Origin of the sequence: Halomonas gemina, assembly GCF_023554995.1 — a bacterium.
GTDB lineage: Bacteria > Pseudomonadota > Gammaproteobacteria > Pseudomonadales > Halomonadaceae > Halomonas > Halomonas gemina.
In genome coordinates, this window is the sequence record NZ_JAMJPK010000006.1 from 1 (window position 1) to 17,898 (window position 17,898).

A 17,898-nucleotide genomic window follows, 5' to 3' on the forward strand; every position below is an offset into this window, starting at 1 on the left:
GATCGACAGGCCATCGAGATGGCGACCGATCGAGAGGCGGTATTTTACCGAATCGGGCGTTTCCGTCAAGCGGGAATTTCGTCAACTTGCTCGAAAAACCCAAACTGAAACAACCACTTCTGCCTCTCATCACCGCCTGCAACGTTGCCCGTCGCCGGCAGCGTACTTTACGGATTCTCCCGGGGCCACGCAAGACCCTCGGGAAGAAAAATGTCACGGCGATGATCGGCGCGTGAACATGCCATGACGGCTCGCCCTCCTCGCCCCCTATCCACAGCCTCTTGCAGCCCACCACCTGTGGATGAAACACCCCGCGGGCAGAGACAAAGACGCCCGCGCAGGGCGGGCGTCACGGGAAGGCTTGCCGACAGGCGTCAGGCGATGGTCACCCGGGCATAGCGCTTCTTGCCCGCCTGGATGACATAGCTGCGACCGGTCTCCAGCATATGGTCGCGCTGGACCACGTCACCATCCACCTTGACCCGGCCGTTACCGAGCATGTCCTTGGCCTGGGCGCTGTTGTTGGTTAGCCCCGAGCGGTTCAGCACCGCGGCGATGGGCGCCTGGGCGCTGCCCTCGAAGTCGACCTCGACCTCGGGCAGGTCCTCGGGCAACTCTCCCTCGGCCAGCTGGTTGCCGGCGCTGCGGTGGGCGTTGGCCGCCGCCTCCTCGCCGTGATAGCGAGCGATCAGCTCGCGGGCGAGGAGCATCTTGATGTCTCGCGGGTTGGCACCGGCCTCGACATCGCGCTTGAGCGCCTCGAGTTCCTCGTTGGGCTTGAGCGAGAGCAGCTCGAAATAGCGCCACATCAGGCTGTCGGGCATGGAGACCAGCTTGTTGAACATCGCCCCCGGCGCCTCGTCGACGCCGACATAATTGCCCAGGGATTTGGACATCTTCTGCACGCCGTCCAGCCCCTCGAGCAGCGGCATGGTGATCACGACCTGGGGCGCCTGACCGAAGTGCTTCTGGATCTCGCGCCCCATCAGCAGGTTGAACTTCTGGTCGGTACCGCCGAGCTCCACGTCGGCTTCCAGGGCCACGGAGTCGTAGCCCTGCACCAGCGGATAGAGGAACTCGTGGATGGAGATCGGCTGACCCGCGCTGTAGCGCTTGTCGAAGTCGTCGCGCTCGAGCATGCGCGCCACGGTGCTCTGGCCGGCCAGCTCGATCATGTCGGCCGCGCTCATGGCGGAGAACCATTCGGCATTGAAGCGCACCTCGGTCTTGTCAGGATCGAGGATCTTGAACACCTGCTCCTTGTAGGTCTGGGCGTTGGCCTTGACCTCCTCCTCGGTGAGCGGCTTGCGCGTCACGTTCTTGCCGGTGGGGTCCCCGATGCGGCCGGTAAAGTCGCCGATCAGGAAGATGACCTCGTGGCCCAGGTCCTGGAACTGGCGCATCTTGGTCAGCAGCACGCTGTGGCCGAGGTGCAGGTCGGGGGCCGTGGGATCGAAGCCCGCCTTGATGCGCAACTTGCGCCCGGACTCCAACTTCTTGACCAGCTCCTCCTCGAGCAGGATCTCATGGGTGCCGCGCTTCAGCAGCGCCAGGGCGCCAGCAACATCGGTCATTGTCTCCTCTCCACTCAGCAGGCGGCCCGCGTTCCCGCGGGCACTCGGTAGTCGAATGGTCGAGGATGTTACCATGTCCGGCCATCCACGGTTGAGCCCGCCCGGGAGTCCCCATGAGCCTCTTCATCGGCCTGATGTCAGGCACCAGCCTCGACGGCATCGATGCCGCCCTCGTCGAGATCCGGGAGGGAGGCACACCACGCCTGGTCGCCACCCATGAGACGCCGATGCCCGAGACGCTGCGCGACCTGCTGTGGCGGCTCTGCCATGCCGACCGGGTGGCCTTTGCCGAACTGGCGGCCGCCGAGGACGCCTTCTGCCGCCTGCAGGCCGCCGCCGTCGAGGCAGTGATCGCCGCGAGCGGGGTGGAGAGATCGACCATCTCGGCCATCGGCAGCCATGGCCAGACCATCGAGCACGCGCCCGGGGGCCATGACGGCGGCCCGGCCTATACACTGCAGCTTGACAACCCGAGCCTGCTGGCCGAACTCACCGGTCGCCCGGTGGTGGCCGACTTCCGGCGGCGTGACCTGGCCGCCGGCGGCCAGGCCGCGCCGCTGGCCCCGGCCTTCCATGAGGCGCTGTTCCGGGCGCCCGGCGAATGGCGCCTGGTGCTCAACCTGGGCGGCTTCGCCAACCTGACCCTGCTGCCGCCCGCCAAGGACGAGCGAGCACCGCTGGGCTTCGACACCGGCCCGGCCAATGCCCTGCTGGATGCCTGGCATGCCCGGCATCGCGGGGGGCGCTTCGATGCCGGCGGCACCTGGGCGGCCTCGGGACGGGTCGACGAGGCGCTGCTGGAACGCCTGCTCGCGGAGCCCTTCTTCCACCGGCCACCGCCGCGCAGCACGGGCCGCGAACTGTTTCATCTGGACTGGCTGCAAGGGCAGCTGCAGGGAGGAGAGTCGCCGCAGGACGTCCAGGCCACCCTCGCCGAGCTGACCGCAGCCAGCGTGGCCCTCGGCGTGGGGATGGCCAGGGAGCGCCTCGATGCCCCGCCGGCCGCGCTGCTGGTGCCCTGCGGCGGCGGCGCCCACAACCCGGACCTGCTGGCCCGCCTGGCCCGCCGGCTGCCCGAGACGCCGTTGCTCGCCGGGGACGACTGGGGCTGGCCCGCCGCGTGGCTGGAGGCCGGTGCCTTCGCCTGGCTGGCGTGGCGGCGGCTGGCCGGGCTGCCCGGCAACCTGCCCTCGGTGACCGGCGCCGCCGGCCACCGGGTGCTGGGCGGTCTCTACGCCGCCTAGAAGTCGTCCTCGCCGCGCAGCGACAGGTGGCTGGCCGCCTCCCTGGCCCCGGCCACGCCCTCGCTGCTCTCGTCGCTGTACTTGATCATCATGCGCAGGTCATTGGCCGAATCGGCATGCACCAGCGCCACCTCCTCGGTGATCTTGCCGGCCTTGAAGAGGTCGAAGAGCGCCTGGTCGAAGGTCTGCATGCCCAGATCCCGCGAGCGGGCCATGACGTTCTTGATCTCGGAGACCTCGCCCTTGCGCACCAGGTCACCGATCAGCGGCGACTTGAGCATGATCTCGATGGCCGGGCAGCGCCCGCCGTCCGCCGTGGGCAGCAGCTGCTGGGCGACGATGGCCCGCAGGTTGAGCGAGAGGTCGAGCCACACCTGGGCGTGTCGCTCGATGGGAAAGAAGTTGATGATCCTGTCCAGCGCCTGGTTGGCATTGTTGGCGTGCAGGGTGGCCAGGCAGAGGTGGCCGGTCTCGGCGAAGGTCAGGGCGTGCTCCATGGTCTCCCGCGTACGCACCTCGCCGATCAGGATCACGTCCGGCGCCTGGCGCAGGGTGTTCTTCAGCGCCACCTCGAAGGATTCGGTGTCGATGCCGACCTCGCGCTGGTTGACGATCGCCTTGCGGTGCGGGTGCACGTACTCGATGGGATCCTCGACGCTGATGATGTGGCCGCCGAGGGTCTCGTTGCGTTGCTGGATCATCGACGCCAGGGTGGTCGACTTGCCGGTGCCGGTTCCCCCGACCACGAACACCAGGCCACGCTTGTTGTTGGCCAGCTCGCCCAAGGTGGAAGGCAGCGACAGCTCCTCCAGGTGGGGAATCTCGAAGCCGATGCGCCGGATCACCATGGCCATCTGGTTGCGCTGCTGGAAGGCACTGACGCGGAAGCGCCCCTTGCCTTTTAAGCTCAGCGCGAAGTTGGCCTCGTGCTCGACGCGGAAGCGTTCCAGCACCGTGTCGGGGATCGAGGCACAGACCAGTTCGGTGACCTGTGCCACGCTGAGCCCCTGGTCGCCCAGCGGGGTGAGCTGGCCGGCCATCTTCAGGGTCGGCGGGGCGTTCACCGAGATCAGCAGATCCGACGCCTCCTTCTGCACCATGATGTCCAGCAGCTGGTGGAGCCACTCTTTCGCCGTCATGTCCCTGCTCCTTGTTGTCGTTGTGTCTTCCTAGCTTGCCAGCACGCCCTTGGCCTTCGCCTGGGCCTCCTCGCGCGCCACCATGTTGTCCGCCACCAGTCGCGCCAGCGAGGCGTCCAGGGTCTGCATGCCCAGGTTGCCGCCGGTCTGGATCGCCGAGTAGATCTGCGCCACCTTGTCCTCTCGGATCAGGTTACGCACCGCCGCGGTGGCCACCAGGATCTCGTGGGCCGCCACCCGGCCGCCGCCCTGGCGCTTGAGCAGCGCCTGTGAGATCACCGCCTGCAATGACTCGGAGAGCATCGAGCGCACCATGGACTTCTCGTCGCCGGGGAAGACGTCGATGATCCGGTCGATGGTCTTGGCCGCGGAGGTGGTATGCAGGGTGCCGAACACCAGGTGGCCGGTCTCGGCCGCGGTCAGCGCCAGGCGGATCGTCTCCAGGTCGCGCAGCTCGCCGACCAGGATGATGTCGGGGTCCTCGCGCAGGGCGCTGCGCAGCGCCGGGGCGAAGCCATGGGTATCGCGGTGCACCTCGCGCTGGTTGATCAGGCAGCGCTTGCTGCGGTGGACGAATTCCACCGGGTCCTCGATGGTGAGGATGTGCTCGAAGCGGTTGTCGTTGATGTAGTCGATCATCGCCGCCAGCGTGGTGCTCTTGCCCGAGCCGGTGGGGCCGGTGACCAGCACCAGGCCGCGGGGCAGCATGGAGAGCTGGCGGAAGACCGGGCCCATGCCCAGGTCCTCCAGGGTCAGCACCTCGGTGGGGATGGTACGGAACACCGCCCCGGCCCCGCGGGCCTGGTTGAAGACGTTGACACGGAAGCGCGAGACGCCCGGCACCTCGAAGGAAAAGTCGGTCTCGAAGAACTCCTCGTAGTCGCGGCGCTGGCGGTCGGCCATGATGTCGTAGATCAGCTTGCGGACCTCTCGGTCCTCCATGGCCGGCACGTTGAGCCGGCGGATGTCGCCATCGACGCGGATCATCGGCGGCAGGCCCGCCGAGAGGTGGAGGTCCGAGGCGTTCTGCTTTGCCGAGAATGCCAGCAGTTCGGTAATATCCATGCGTTTCCCCTGCTCCCGGGATAAGGTTCCCTTCAGTATGACCAGTATGACAGACACTCAGACATGACGGACCTGGTACTTTCCGAGTCCCTGGCCGCGGCCCGCACCCGGCTCGCCGAGGCACTGAATGCCGCCGGCCGGCCCGCCGATGCCGCCCGGCTGCTGGCCGTCAGCAAGACCAAGCCCGCCGCCATGATCCGCGAGGCCTGGCACCTGGGGCAGCGCGAGTTCGGCGAGAACTATGTCCAGGAAGCCCTGGACAAGCAGGCCGAGCTGACGGACCTGGACCCCATCGTCTGGCATTTCATCGGTCCGCTGCAATCCAACAAGACCCGCGAGGTGGCCGAGCACTTCGCCTGGGTGCATAGCGTAGACCGTGAGAAGATCGCCCGGCGACTGAACGATCAACGCCCCGCGGCGCTCGGCCCGCTGGACATCTGCCTGCAGGTCAACATCAGCGACGAGGCGAGCAAGTCCGGCGTCTCGCTCGAGGCACTGCCCGCCCTGGCCGAGGCGGTCCTGGCGCTGCCGCGCCTGCGCCTGCGCGGGCTGATGGCGATCCCCGCGCCGGCCGAAGGGCGTGACGCCCAGCGCGCGCCCTTCGCCCGCCTGCGCGAGGCCCTCGAGGGGCTCCGCGAGCGCTTCCCCGAGGCGCCGCTGGACACCCTCTCGATGGGCATGTCCGCCGATCTGGAGGCCGCCGTGCTGGAGGGCGCCACCCTGGTGCGCCTGGGCACCGCGATCTTCGGGGAGCGCTCCGCACGAGAGTGACAACCACCCGACGCCGGTGCACCACGCCGGCCACATTCGTCGACCGACACAGGACAGACCCCATGGCCAGCAGAGTCACCTTCATCGGCGCCGGCAACATGGCCGGCGCCATCATCGGCGGGATGATCGAGAGCGGCTTCTCGCCCGACGACATCACGGCCACCTCGCCCAGCGACGACATCCTCGCCCCGCTGCGCGAACGGCTGGGCATCCAGACCGCAACCGACAACGCCGCGGCCGTCGCCGAATCCGACGTGGTGGTGCTGGCGGTCAAGCCGCAGATCATGCGCGAGGTCTGCGAGAAGATGCGCGATGCCGTCCAGGCGCGCCGGCCGCTGATCGTCTCGGTGGCCGCCGGCCTGCCCGCCGAGACCCTGGAACACTGGCTGGGCGGCGACCTGCCGCTGGTGCGCTGCATGCCCAACACCCCCGCGCTGGTCGGTGCCGGGGCCGCCGGACTCTATGCCAACGCCAGGGTCGACGACGCCCAGCGGCGGCTCGCCACCGAACTGATGGAAGCCGTGGGCCTGGTGGAGTGGGTCGACGACGAGGCCCTGCTCGATGCGGTCACCGCCGTCTCGGGCAGCGCCCCGGCCTACTTCTTCCTGATGTTCGAGGCCATGGAGGAGGCCGGCGCAGCGCTGGGGCTGCCCGCCGACACCGCCCGGCGGCTGGCCATGCAGACCGCCCTGGGCGCGGCAAAGATGGCACTCTCCAGCGACAAGCCACCCGCCGAGCTCAAGCGCAACGTGATGTCGCCCGGCGGCACCACCGAGCGGGCCATCGAGCACCTCGAGCAGGCCGGCCTGCGCCGCATCTTGGCCGAGGCGATGACCGCCTGTGCCGACCGCGCCCGCGAAATGGCCGACGAGCTCGGCCAGCGCTGACCCGTCAGCCCGCCACGCAGGCGGGCTGACACGACGACGTTTCAAGGACATGGAGGAGCCCCGATGGGCAGTCAACTGGGAAGCGCCGGCCTGCTGCTGGTGAACACCCTGATCAACATCTACATCTTCCTGCTGATGCTGCGCTTCCTGCTGCAGGCATCCCGGGCCGACTACTACAACCCCATCAGCCAGTCGGTGGTGAAGGTCACCCAGCCGGCGGTACGCCCCTTCCAGAGCTTCCTGGGTCCGGTAATGGGGCGCTTCGACCTGGCCACCCTGGCCACGGCCTTCGTCATCAAGGCGGTCGCCATCATCGTGATCCTGCAGATCGCCGGCTTCGGCATGGCGCCCATCGCCGGCGTGGCGATCGGCTCCGTGGCCGCCATCGCCAACGCCATCCTCAAGATCTACTTCTTCGCCCTGATCGTGATGATCATCCTCAGCTGGGTGGCCCCCCAGGCCAGCCACCCTGGCGCCCTGCTGGTGATGCAGCTGGTGGAGCCGATCATGGCGCCGGTGCGCAAGGTGATCCCGCCGCTGGGCATGATCGACCTCTCGCCCATCGTGGTGTTCATCGCCATCAGCCTGATCGATGGTATCGTGGTGGGCTCGCTGACCCGTGCCGCCGGCATCGCCGGTGCCCTGGTCGGCCTGTGAGGCCGGCCGACACCCACGACTGGACACGACACGACTGATGCCCGAGTACCCCCGCGATTCGGTCGGCCTGGTGACGCCCGAGACGGCCCACTTCGACGACCCCCTGGCCCTGGCCTGCGGCAGGACGCTGCCGGCCTATGACCTGGTGTACGAGACCTACGGCACCCTCAACGCCGAGCGCTCCAATGCCATCCTGATCTGCCATGCCCTCTCCGGCCACCACCATGCGGCCGGCTACCACGCGTCGGACGAGCGCAAGCCGGGCTGGTGGGATGCGCACATCGGCCCTGGCAAGTCGATCGACACCGAGCGCTTCTTCGTGGTCTCGCTGAACAACCTCGGCGGCTGCCACGGCAGCACCGGCCCCACCAGCGAGAACCCGGCGACAGGGCAGCAGTGGGGACCCGACTTCCCGATCATGACCGTGGAAGACTGGGTCAACAGCCAGGCGCGGCTGGCCGACCGGCTGGGCATCGAGCGCTTCGCCGCGGTGATCGGCGGCAGCCTCGGGGGCATGCAGGTCCTGCAGTGGACCCTCGCCTACCCCGAGCGCATCGCCAATGCGGTGGTCATCGCGGCGACGCCGAAGCTGTCGGCCCAGAACATCGCCTTCAACGAGGTGGCCCGCCAGGCGATCCGCTCCGACCGCGACTTCTTTGAGGGCTGGTACGCCGACCATGACACGGCGCCGCGCCGCGGCCTCAAGCTGGCCCGCATGGTGGGCCACATCACCTACCTCTCCGAAGACGCCATGGGCAGCAAGTTCGGCCGCGACCTGCGCAGCAACGACCTGAACTTCGGCTATGACGTGGAGTTCCAGGTGGAGTCCTACCTGCGCTACCAGGGCGACACCTTCTCCACCTCCTTCGATGCCAACACCTACCTGCTGATGACCAAGGCGCTGGACTACTTCGATCCGGCCGCGGCCCACGACGGCGACCTGGCCCGGGCCCTGGCCCCGGCCGCCTGTCCCTTCCTGGTGGTCAGCTTCACCACCGACTGGCGCTTCCCGCCGTCGCGCTCCAAGGAGCTGGTCAACGCCCTGGTCCGCGCCGACAAGGCGGTCAGCTACGCCAACATCGACTCACCGCACGGCCACGACGCCTTCCTGATGCCCGAGCCGCGTTACCAGGCGGTGTTCGCCGCCTTCATGAACCGCGTCGCCCGCGACCAGGGCCTGGAGGAGCGCCCATGATGCGTGCCGACCTCAAGCTGATTCACGACTGGGTCCCGCGGGGCGCGAGGGTGCTCGACCTGGGCTGCGGCGAGGGCACGCTGCTGGCGGCGCTGGCGCGCGACAAGCAGGTCACGGGCTATGGCCTGGAGATCGACCCCGCCGGCATCACCGCCTGCCTAGCCAAGGGGGTCAACGTCATCGAGCAGAACCTCGACGAGGGGCTGGCCAACTTCGAGGACGACGCCTGCGACCTGGTGGTCATGACCCAGGCCCTCCAGGCCCTGCGCCGCCCGGACCTGATGCTCGACGAGATGCTGCGCGTCGCCGGCGAGTGCATCATCACCTTCCCCAACTTCGCCTACTGGCGCCACCGCGCCTACCTGGGCTTCAAGGGCTACATGCCGGTGTCCCGGTCGCTGCCCCATGCCTGGTACGACACCCCCAACATCCACCTCTCGACCTTCAACGACTTTGAACGCCTGTGCCGCGACAAGGGTCTGAGCATTGTCGACCGGGCGGTGGGCATCGGTGACCACGAGGGACACTGGACCTCGCGGTGGTGGCCCAACCTGTTCGGCGAGATCGCCATCTTCCGGGTCGCCCGCCGCAGGGCGTGACGCCGGGGAGGCACAGGCGCGAGACCCCGAAGGAGGGAGAACCGACGATGATCCGACACAGCCTGGCGGCCCTGGCCATGGGCCTGGCGCTGCTGCTGACCCTGCCGGCCCAGGCCCAGCAGTTCGAACAGGTGGGGGACTACCAGATCCACTACAGCGCCGTGAACACCAGCTTCCTGCCGGAGGAGGTGGCCCGGGAACATGGCATCCAGCGCAGCCAGGTCATGGCGCTGCTCAACGTCAGCGTGATGGAGGAGCTCGAGGATGGCTCGACCCGTCCGATCACGGCCTCGGTCGACGGGCGCATCGGCGGGCTCGACGGGGGGGATGCCACGTCGCTGGCGTTCCGCCCCCTGCGCATCGGCGACACGCCCTCCCAGGTGGCGGTGTTTCGTATCCACGAGGACGAGCCGATGCGCTTCGACCTGCGCGTGCGCTACGACCGCAATGCCGAACCCGCCGAGGTCAGCTTCATCCAGCGCTTCTATATCGATCGCTGAACCGGCGAACCATCCGGCTCAGTCGACGACCACAGCCGGGCCCAGCTCGCGGAAGAGCGAGACCGGCAACCGGCGGCCCAGGCGGATCGCCACCGGCACGCCGGCCTCGCGGATCACCTCGCAGCGCCGCGCCAGCACCTCCACGCCACGACCCGCCACCTCGCGCAGGGTATCGGCATAGGCCGGGTCCAGGTGGGCCGCGGGGGCCACGTCCCCGATGCCCTCGTGAGCCACGCAGAAGAGCAGCACGGCGCGGTGCCCCTGTGCCGCGAGGGCGGCCAGCGCCTCAAGATGCTTGCGGCCCCGCGCGCTCACAGCGTCGGGGAAGTAGCCGTGGCCATCGGCCTCCTTCAGCGTCACCTGCTTGACCTCGACGAAGGTGCTGCCGCGCTCGTCGTCATCGAGGCGGAAGTCGAGCCTCGCCCCCGCCACCGCGGCCTCGCGCCGGATCGTCGCCTGGCCGGCCAACTCCTCGACCCAGCCGCCGCGCAGCGCCTCCTCAACGATGCGGTTGGCCCGTCCGGTATGCACCGAGGCCGCCGCCGTGGTGCCGTCGGGTTGCGGCAGTTCGATCAGCTCCCAGGTCCAGGCCAGCTTGCGGGCCGGGTTGTCGCTGGACGACAACCAGACCCGGCAGCCCGGCACGTTCACCGCCCGCATCGAGCCGGTATTGGGGCAGTGGGCCACCACCTCGCGGCCGTCATCGAGGCGCACGTCGGCCAGGAAGCGCTTGTAGCGACGCAGCAGGATGCCGGGCACCAGGGCCGGATACTCCATCAGCTGCGCGCCAGGAAGCGCTCGAGGCGGCTCACCGCCTCCTCCAGCCGCGCCTCGCCGGTGGTGAAGGCGATACGCACATGGTGCTCACCGCCGAGCAGGGCGAAGTCGGTGCCCGGAGTGATGGCGACGTTCTCCTCCTCGAGCAGCGCCCGGCAGAAGGCCTCGCTGTCGTCGCTGTAGCGCGAGATATCCAGCCACAGGTAGAAGGCCCCCTGGGGCGGCAGCGGCGGCGCCAGCCCCAGACGGGAGAGCCCCGCCAGCAGGGCATCGCGGCGGCGCCCGAGTTCGCTGCGCCGAGCCTCGAGGATGCCGCGGCAGGCGGGCGTGAAGGCGGCCAGGGCCGCGTGCTGGGCCGGGGTGGAGGCGGCCAGGAAGACGTTCTGGGCCAGCCGGGAGAGGGGCTCCACCGCCGCCTCGGGCGCCAGCAGCCAGCCCAGGCGCCAGCCGGTCATGCCGAAGTACTTGGAGAAGCTGTTGACCACGAAGGCATCCGCGGTGAGCGAGGCCACCGAGAGCGGTTCGAGATCAAAGCAGAGCCCCTGGTAGATCTCGTCCACCAGCAGGTGGCCGCCACGCGCCGCCACGCTCTCCGTGACCGCCGTCAGTCGAGCACGATCGAGCATGTGGCCGGTGGGGTTCGAGGGCGTGGCGAGCATCGCCAGGCGGGTATCGCTGCGCCAGTGGGCCTCGACGAGCCCGGCATCGAGCTGCCAGCCGCTGGCCGGGCCCACCGGCACGGCGTCCACCTCGGCGCCTGCCAGGGCCATGAAGTGGCGGTTGCAGGGGTAGTTGGGATCGGCCATCAGCACCCGGTCACCCGGGCCGGCCAGCAGCTGGCTGGCCAGCAGCAGCGCCCCGGAGGCGCCCGGCGTGACCAGGACGCGCCTCGGGTCGACCGCGGCACCGAAGTGCTCGGCATAGTGGCCGGCGATCGCCTCGCGCAGCGTCGGCAGCCCCGCCGCCGGCGTGTAGCGGGTGTGGCCCGCGGACAGCGCGGCACGACCGGCCTCGATCACCGGTTCGGGGGTCGGGAAATCGGGCTCGCCGACCTCCAGGTGGATGACATCGTGCCCGTCGGCCTCGCGGGCCTGGGCCGTCTCCAGCAGGCTCATCACGCGGAAGGGGGCGATGCGCTCGACGCGCGAACTCCAGGACATGCACGGCTCCTCTCGACACGTCGCGGCACGACGGGCATCTTTCCCGCGGCCGGGGGTCAAAACCGGCATGTTACGACTTTTGGCGTGTCGACGCAGTCCCGGCGGCAGAAGAGGTTGCACGGCTGCGCTATTTACGCTAAACAAGCACCCCTTTGGCGTGAGATACCATGCATCACGGCGGGTATTGATCAGTAGTCACTCAAGTAACGAGGCAGTCCCATGCCAGTAGCAGAAAAGAAGATGGATGCTCCCAAGAAATTCACCCCGTACGAGCCGGCGCCGGGTGAAGAGTACATGAACGATAAGCAGCTGGAGCACTTCCGACAGATCCTGCTGGGCTGGAAACAGGAGCTCATGGAAGAGGTCGACCGCACCGTACGTCACCTGCAGGAGGAGGCGAACAACTACGCCGACCCGGCCGATCGCGCCACCCAGGAAGAGGGCTTCAACCTGGAACTGCGCACCCGCGACCGCGAGCGCAAGCTGCTCAAGAAGATCAACGAGACCCTCGAGAAGATCGACGAGGACGACTACGGCTTCTGCGAGGCCTGCGGCGTCGAGATCGGTATCCGCCGGCTCGAGGCACGGCCCACCGCCACCCTGTGCGTGGACTGCAAGACGCTGGCCGAGCTCAAGGAAAAGCAGCTGGGCGGCTGAGGCGGCCATGCCGATCACCGCAATCCCACCCCGCGACGGGCACCCCAGGGTGCCCGTTTGCATGTCGGCCTTCTGCGAGAGGGGGAGCCGGTGAGCGCCTACCGCGGACGCTTCGCGCCGACCCCCTCGGGGCCCTTGCACTTCGGCTCCCTGGTGGCGGCCCTGGCCAGCTTCCTGGATGCCCGGCGCGCGGGCGGCGAGTGGCGGCTGCGCATCGAGGATGTCGACCCGCCGCGCTGCCCCGCCGGGGCCGCCGACACCATCCTGCGCCAGCTCGAGGCCTTCGGCCTGCACTGGGATGGCCCGGTCACCTGGCAGCATGACCGCCACGACGCCTATGCCGCCGCGCTGGAGCGACTCAGGGGCCTGGGGCTCGCCTACCCCTGCAGCTGCTCGCGCAAGCAGTGGCGCGACTACCCGATCTACCCCGGCTGGTGCCGCGACGGGGTGCGCGAGCCCGGCAAGCCGGTGGCCTGGCGGCTGCGCAGCGACCTGGGCCTGCGCCCGGTGGTCTGGGAGGATCGCCTGTTCGGCGAGCAGCGCTTCGACCCGGCCGCGCTCGGCGACGTGGTGCTCCGGCGCAAGGATGGCCTCTGGGCCTACCAGCTCGCCGTGGTGGTCGATGACGCCGACCAGGTCACCACTGACGTGGTGCGCGGCTTCGACCTGCTCGACAATACCCCCTGGCAGCGCCAGCTGCAGCACGCCCTGGGCTATCCCGAACCGCGCTACCTGCACCTGCCGTTGATAATAGGCGAGGACGGCCAGAAGCTCTCCAAGCAGAACCTGGCGCCGGCCCTGCCGGAGCAGGACGACGCCGTGCGCCCGCTGCTGCATGCGGCCCTGGCGGCGCTGGACCAGGCCCCGCCCCGGGAACTGGCCACGGCAGCGGTGGAGGAGCAGCTTCACTGGGCCGTCGCCCACTGGGAGATCGCCCGGCTGCGCGCCGAGGCCCACCGCCAGGCCGGCAGCGTCACGCCCTGAGAGGAGCCCGCCATGTACGTCTATCGCATCATGCTGTTCCTGGTCTTCGGCGGCTACCTGCTCTCGCCGCTGCTGATGAGTGGCTGGGCCAGCCCCGAGGTGGCCTGGTATCGCCCCTTCGTCATCTGGGGGGTGCTGATCGCCCTGACCCTGTGGCTGGAACAGAAGCGGAGGCTCGATGAACGCTAGCCTCGGCGGCCTGCTGGCGCTGGGCAGCGGCTACCTGCTGCTGCTGTTCCTCGGCGCCCTGGCGGTGGAGCGGCACTGGATCCCCACGCGCATCGCCCGCCATCCGGCGGTCTACACCCTGGCGCTGGGGGTCTACGCCAGCGCCTGGGCGATCTACGGCAGCCTGGAGCTGGCCGGCAGTGCCGGCTATGGCTACCTCGCCTACTACCTGGGGGTGGCGGGCGCCTTCCTGCTCGCCCCGGTGCTGCTGGTGCCGATCCAGCGCATGACCCGGACCTATCAGCTGGCCTCGCTTGCCGACCTCTTCGCCTTCCGCTTTCGCTCGCGCTGGGTGGGCACCCTGATCACCCTGGTCAGCCTGCTGGCCGTGCTGCCGCTGCTGGCCCTGCAGGTGCAGACCCTGGGCGACACCATCCACCTGATGACCGGCACCGCTTCGCCGGCCCTGCTGGCCCTGTTGTTCAGCGCACTGATCGCGCTGTTCGCGATCCTCTTCGGCGCCCGCCACACCCGGCTCCACGCCCGCCACGACACCCTGCTCGCGGTGATCGCCCTGGAGTCGCTGGTCAAGCTCACCGCCATGCTGGCCCTGGGGGCCTTCGCGCTGTTCGTGGTCTTCGATGGCCCCGCAGACCTCCAGGCCTGGCTGGACGGCCCGGGAGGCGCGGCCCAGGCGCGCGTCGCCCACCTCGACCCGGCCCAGTGGCGCACCCTGCTGCTGCTGTTCTTCGCCGCGGCCTTCCTGATGCCGCACATGTTCCACATCACCTTCGCCGAGACCCTCTCGCGGCGCACCCTGCTGCAGGCCGCCTGGACGCTGCCGCTGTTCCTGCTGCTGATGGCGCTGCCGGTGCCGCTGATCCTCTGGGCCGCCCAGCGCCTGGGGGTCGATGCCGGTGGGCTCGGCACCGCCTACCTGGCCTATGGGCTCTCCGAGTCGCTGTGGCTCCAGGGCCTGGTGTTCATCGCCGGCCTGGCGGCCACCAGCGGCACCATGATCATCATTTCCCTGGCGCTGTCAGGCATGATCCTCAACCACCTGGTGCTGGTCGCCCATCCCCCGGTGGACCAGCCCGACCTCTACCGCTGGCTGCGCTGGCTGCGCCGCGCCCTGATCGTGGCGGTGATCCTCGGCGGCTGGCTGTTCTATCGCCTGGTGGGGGTGAACCACGACCTCACCACCCTGGGGCTGGCCGCTTTTATCGGCATGGCCCAGTGCCTGCCGGGCATGCTGGCGCTGCTCTACTGGCCGGGCGCCAACCGCAAGGGCATGGTCAGCGGACTGACGGCGGGCGTGCTGGTGTGGCTGGCCGGCACCTGGGTGCCCCTGCTGAGCGACGTTCCGGCCCTGGTGCTGCTGCCGCCGGGCCTCGAGGCACTGACCGGCGAGCCGGTCTGGTACGTGGTGACCCTGGTCTCGCTGGCGGCCAACATCCTGACCCTGATCCTGGTCTCGCTGGTCACGCCCACCTCCGCCGGCGAGCGGGCCGCCGCCGAAGCCTGCTCGGTGGATGCGGTGATCCGTCCCAAGCGCCTGCCACTGGTGGCAGGCAATGGCGAGGAGTTCAAGCATCACCTGGCCCGCGCCCTGGGCGAGGAGGTCGCCGGACGCGAGGTCGACCGGGCCCTGACCGACCTGGGCCTGTCGCCGCTGGATGGCCGCCCCTATGCGCTGCGCCGGCTGCGCGACCGCATCCAGGCCAACCTCTCGGGGCTGATGGGCCCCTCGGTGGCCCAGGACATCGTCGACCGCCACCTGCCCTATCGCCGCGGCGGCCTGGAGCCCAATGACGATGTCCACTTCGTCGAGAGCCGCCTGGAGGCCTATCGCACCCGGCTGACGGGCCTGGCCCGGGAGCTCGACGGCTTGCGCCGCTACCACCGCCGCATCCTTACCCGGCTGCCGGTAGGCCTGTGTGCCTTCGGCGTCGACGACGAGCTGCTGATGTGGAACGACGCCCTCGCCGAGCTCTCCGGGATCGATGGCAGCAGCGTGGTCGGCTCGCGCCGCGATGGCTTGCCGCCGCCCTGGGGGGACCTGCTGGGTCGCGTGCTCCTCGAGCATCACGACCACCTCTACAAGCAGCCGGTGACGCTTTCCGGCACCACCCGCTACCTGAGCCTGCACAAGGCCGAGCTCGAGGCCGACGAGGAGATGCGCGGCGGCACCGTGATCCTGGTGGAGGACCACAGCGAGATGAAGTGGCTGGAGGACGAGCTGGTGCATGCCGCACGGCTGGCCTCCATCGGCCAGCTGGCGGCGGGGGTGGCCCACGAGATCGGCAATCCGGTCACCGGGATCTCCTCGCTGGCCCAGAACCTGCGCTACGACGCCGACGACCCGGAGGTGCTGGAGACCGCCACCCAGATCCAGCAGCTCACCGACCGCATCTCGCGCATCGTCGAGTCGCTGGTGGGCTTCGCCCACGGCGGCCGCCACGTGACAGGCCGGCCCTTCGCCCCGGTGTCGCTGGCCCCGCTGGCCGACGAGGCCCTGCACTTGATCCACCTGGCCCGCTCGGGGGAGGATATCCGTTACCACAATCGCTGCCCGGCGGGCCTCGAGGTCAAGGGCGATGCCCAGCGGCTGTTGCAGGTGATGGTCAACCTGCTCGGCAATGCCCGCGACGCCAGCACCCCGGGCGGCGAGGTGATCATCGATGCCGTCCCCGAGGGGGAGTGGCTCCACGTCACCGTCACCGACCAGGGCCACGGCATCGACGAGCGGGTGCGCGACCACCTGTTCGAACCCTTCACCACCACCAAGCCCCCCGGCGAAGGCACGGGACTCGGCCTGCCGCTGGTCTACAGCATCATTGCCGAGCACGGCGGCCAGATCGATATCGACTCCCCGCCCCCCGGGCAGGCCAAGGGCACCCGCATCCACCTGTGGCTGCCCCTCAACCCAGAGCATGGGGAACGCACCGATGAGCCGGATCCTGATCGTTGAAGACGAAGCCATCATCCGCAGCGCCTTGAAACGGCTGCTGGAGCGCCACGACCACCGGGTCAGCGAGGCCGGCTCGGTGGCCGAGGCCCTCACACTCGAGCCCCGGGGCTTCGACCTGGTGATCAGCGACCTGCGCCTGCCCGGCGAGCCCGGCACCGAGCTGATCGCCCGCGCCGCCCCCGTGCCGGTGCTGATCATGACCAGCTATGCCAGCATGCGCTCCGCGGTGGAGGCGCTGAAGCTCGGGGCCGTGGACTACGTGGCCAAGCCCTTCGACCACGACGAGCTGCTCGAGACCGTGGCACGGGTCCTCCACCGGCAGGCCGCGCAGCAGGGCGAGCCGCCCGACATCACCGAGCCCGGCGGCAGCCGCCAGCCGATGATCGGCAACTGCCCGGCCATGCAGGTGGTCTACACCCGCATCCGCAAGGCGGCACCGGCCGACGTCACCGTGTTGATCCAGGGCGAGTCGGGCACCGGCAAGGAGCTGGTCGCCCGCGCCCTGCACCAGCAGAGCCGCCGTGCCCAGGCGCCGCTGATCTGCGTCAACTGCGCGGCCATCCCCGAGACGCTGATCGAGTCGGAGCTGTTCGGCCACGAGAAGGGTGCCTTCACGGGGGCCAGTGCCGCGCGTACCGGCCTGGTCGAGGCGGCCGATGGCGGCACCCTGTTCCTAGACGAGATCGGCGAACTGCCGCTCGACGCCCAGGCGCGTCTGCTGCGGGTGCTACAGGAGGGCGAGATCCGCAAGATCGGCTCGGTGGAGACCCGCCATGTCGACGTGCGCCTGATCGCCGCCACCCACCGCGACCTGCAGAGCCTGTCGAAGACCGGCGAGTTCCGCCTCGACCTCTACTACCGCCTCAACGTGATGCAGATCGACCTGCCGGCGCTGCGCGAGCGCGAGGACGATATCCTCGAGATCGCCGATGTCCTGCTGGGGAAGGCCTGCCAGCGCCACGAGCGCGACAGGCTGCGACTCTCGCGGGCCGCGCGGCGCACCATCCGCGACTACCCCTGGCCGGGCAACGTGCGCGAGCTGGAGAATGCCCTGGAGCGCGGCGTGATCCTCGCCGAGGGCCACCTCATCCATCCCGACGACCTGGGACTCGCGCCGACGCTCCAGCCGCCGGGCCGGTCACCGGCTCCTGCACCTGTCCGCGACGGCCAGGAGGAGCAGGAGACCGGCGACGAGGAGGACCTCTCCCTGGAGGATTACTTCCAGCACTTCGTGCTGGAGCACCAGGACCAGATGAGCGAGACCGAACTCGCCCAGAAGCTCGGCATCAGTCGCAAGTGCCTGTGGGAGCGCCGCCAGCGCCTGGGCATCCCCCGCAAGAAGAGCCCGCGCCGCAGCACGGGCTGAGGCATCTAGCCATGCGACCATGGTGCAAGTACCCGCGGCATCGTCCACCGTCCTGCCTTGCCCCCCTCCCGCCACTCCGCCTGCACCATTTGTTACCTTCCCACACAGCCATTGCCCCGCAACGGGGCCGATCGGGTAACACTCCACCCTCATGCCGGGACGCGAACTTTTCTTCCTGTACGCA

Annotated in this window: 18 protein-coding genes; 13 read left to right on the forward strand and 5 right to left on the reverse strand. The window is 69.3% G+C overall.

Features of this window, described 5'->3' with window-relative positions:
- On the forward strand, nt 1-236 hold a 236-nt coding region (locus M8009_RS13320), incomplete at its 5' end, for a hypothetical protein (protein WP_250061949.1).
- A 138-nt stretch (nt 237-374) separates the two neighbouring features.
- Here M8009_RS13320 and tyrS read toward each other — a convergent pair.
- Nucleotides 375-1,574, reverse strand: a complete 1,200-nt coding sequence (gene tyrS / locus M8009_RS13325) for a tyrosine--tRNA ligase (protein WP_250061951.1) — start codon at nt 1,572-1,574, stop codon at nt 375-377.
- A gap of 113 nt (nt 1,575-1,687) precedes the next feature.
- Between tyrS and M8009_RS13330 the strand changes: the two genes are divergently transcribed.
- Entirely contained in the window at nt 1,688-2,818 is a 1,131-nt protein-coding gene (locus tag M8009_RS13330) for an anhydro-N-acetylmuramic acid kinase (RefSeq protein ID WP_250061953.1), read from the forward strand.
- On the opposite strand, the gene M8009_RS13335 is transcribed toward M8009_RS13330, so the two are convergent.
- Both M8009_RS13335 and M8009_RS13340 read right to left on the reverse strand, forming a co-directional pair.
- Nucleotides 2,815-3,957: a PilT/PilU family type 4a pilus ATPase gene (locus M8009_RS13335; RefSeq protein WP_250061954.1), complete on the reverse strand. Its 1,143-nt coding sequence runs from the start codon at nt 3,955-3,957 to the stop codon at nt 2,815-2,817. The genes M8009_RS13330 and M8009_RS13335 overlap by 4 nt on opposite strands.
- A gap of 30 nt (nt 3,958-3,987) precedes the next feature.
- Nucleotides 3,988-5,022: a type IV pilus twitching motility protein PilT gene (locus tag M8009_RS13340; RefSeq protein WP_250061957.1), complete on the reverse strand. Its 1,035-nt coding sequence runs from the start codon at nt 5,020-5,022 to the stop codon at nt 3,988-3,990.
- A 63-nt stretch (nt 5,023-5,085) separates the two neighbouring features.
- Here M8009_RS13340 and M8009_RS13345 point away from each other — a divergent pair, with 63 nt between their 5' ends.
- From M8009_RS13345 to M8009_RS13370, 6 genes are all read left to right on the forward strand, one after another.
- Entirely contained in the window at nt 5,086-5,793 is a 708-nt protein-coding gene (locus tag M8009_RS13345; RefSeq protein ID WP_250061959.1) for a YggS family pyridoxal phosphate-dependent enzyme, read from the forward strand.
- Between the two features lie 62 nt (nt 5,794-5,855).
- On the forward strand, nt 5,856-6,680 hold the full coding sequence (gene proC, locus M8009_RS13350) for a pyrroline-5-carboxylate reductase (protein ID WP_250061969.1): 825 nt from the start codon (nt 5,856-5,858) through the stop codon (nt 6,678-6,680).
- 63 nt (nt 6,681-6,743) lie between these two features.
- Nucleotides 6,744-7,337 (forward strand): YggT family protein, encoded by a 594-nt coding sequence (locus M8009_RS13355; protein WP_250061971.1) that lies wholly within the window; start codon nt 6,744-6,746, stop codon nt 7,335-7,337.
- A 37-nt stretch (nt 7,338-7,374) separates the two neighbouring features.
- A complete protein-coding gene (gene metX, locus M8009_RS13360; protein ID WP_250061973.1) occupies nt 7,375-8,532 on the forward strand; it encodes a homoserine O-succinyltransferase MetX in 1,158 nt (385 codons plus the stop codon).
- A complete protein-coding gene (gene metW / locus M8009_RS13365) occupies nt 8,532-9,131 on the forward strand; it encodes a methionine biosynthesis protein MetW (protein WP_250062628.1) in 600 nt (199 codons plus the stop codon). Before metX ends, metW begins: the two co-directional genes overlap by 1 nt.
- A gap of 47 nt (nt 9,132-9,178) precedes the next feature.
- Nucleotides 9,179-9,631 carry a DUF4426 domain-containing protein gene (locus M8009_RS13370; RefSeq protein WP_250061974.1) on the forward strand — a complete coding sequence of 151 codons (453 nt, stop codon included), beginning with the start codon at nt 9,179-9,181 and terminating at the stop codon, nt 9,629-9,631.
- A gap of 18 nt (nt 9,632-9,649) precedes the next feature.
- On the opposite strand, the gene sfsA is transcribed toward M8009_RS13370, so the two are convergent.
- On the reverse strand, nt 9,650-10,408 hold the full coding sequence (sfsA, locus tag M8009_RS13375) for a DNA/RNA nuclease SfsA (protein WP_250061976.1): 759 nt from the start codon (nt 10,406-10,408) through the stop codon (nt 9,650-9,652).
- On the reverse strand, nt 10,408-11,568 hold the full coding sequence (locus M8009_RS13380) for a pyridoxal phosphate-dependent aminotransferase (protein WP_250061978.1): 1,161 nt from the start codon (nt 11,566-11,568) through the stop codon (nt 10,408-10,410). The genes sfsA and M8009_RS13380 overlap by 1 nt, the downstream gene beginning before the upstream one ends.
- 219 nt (nt 11,569-11,787) lie before the next feature.
- Between M8009_RS13380 and dksA the strand changes: the two genes are divergently transcribed.
- From dksA to M8009_RS13405, 5 genes are all read left to right on the forward strand, one after another.
- Complete coding sequence (gene dksA / locus M8009_RS13385) at nt 11,788-12,225, forward strand: RNA polymerase-binding protein DksA (protein ID WP_106232261.1); 438 nt, start codon at nt 11,788-11,790, stop codon at nt 12,223-12,225.
- A 90-nt stretch (nt 12,226-12,315) separates the two neighbouring features.
- Nucleotides 12,316-13,209 (forward strand): tRNA glutamyl-Q(34) synthetase GluQRS, encoded by an 894-nt coding sequence (gene gluQRS / locus M8009_RS13390; protein WP_250061980.1) that lies wholly within the window; start codon nt 12,316-12,318, stop codon nt 13,207-13,209.
- Nucleotides 13,210-13,221: 12 nt separating this feature from the next.
- The gene (locus M8009_RS13395) at nt 13,222-13,398 is read left to right on the forward strand and encodes a hypothetical protein (RefSeq protein WP_250061982.1); all 177 of its coding nucleotides are present in this window, start codon (nt 13,222-13,224) and stop codon (nt 13,396-13,398) included.
- Complete coding sequence (locus tag M8009_RS13400; protein WP_250061990.1) at nt 13,388-16,348, forward strand: ATP-binding protein; 2,961 nt, start codon at nt 13,388-13,390, stop codon at nt 16,346-16,348. Before M8009_RS13395 ends, M8009_RS13400 begins: the two co-directional genes overlap by 11 nt.
- Nucleotides 16,326-17,714, forward strand: coding sequence for a sigma-54-dependent transcriptional regulator (locus M8009_RS13405; protein WP_250061992.1), 1,389 nt, complete (start codon nt 16,326-16,328; stop codon nt 17,712-17,714). Before M8009_RS13400 ends, M8009_RS13405 begins: the two co-directional genes overlap by 23 nt.
- The last annotated feature ends 184 nt before the right edge of the window (nt 17,715-17,898 follow it).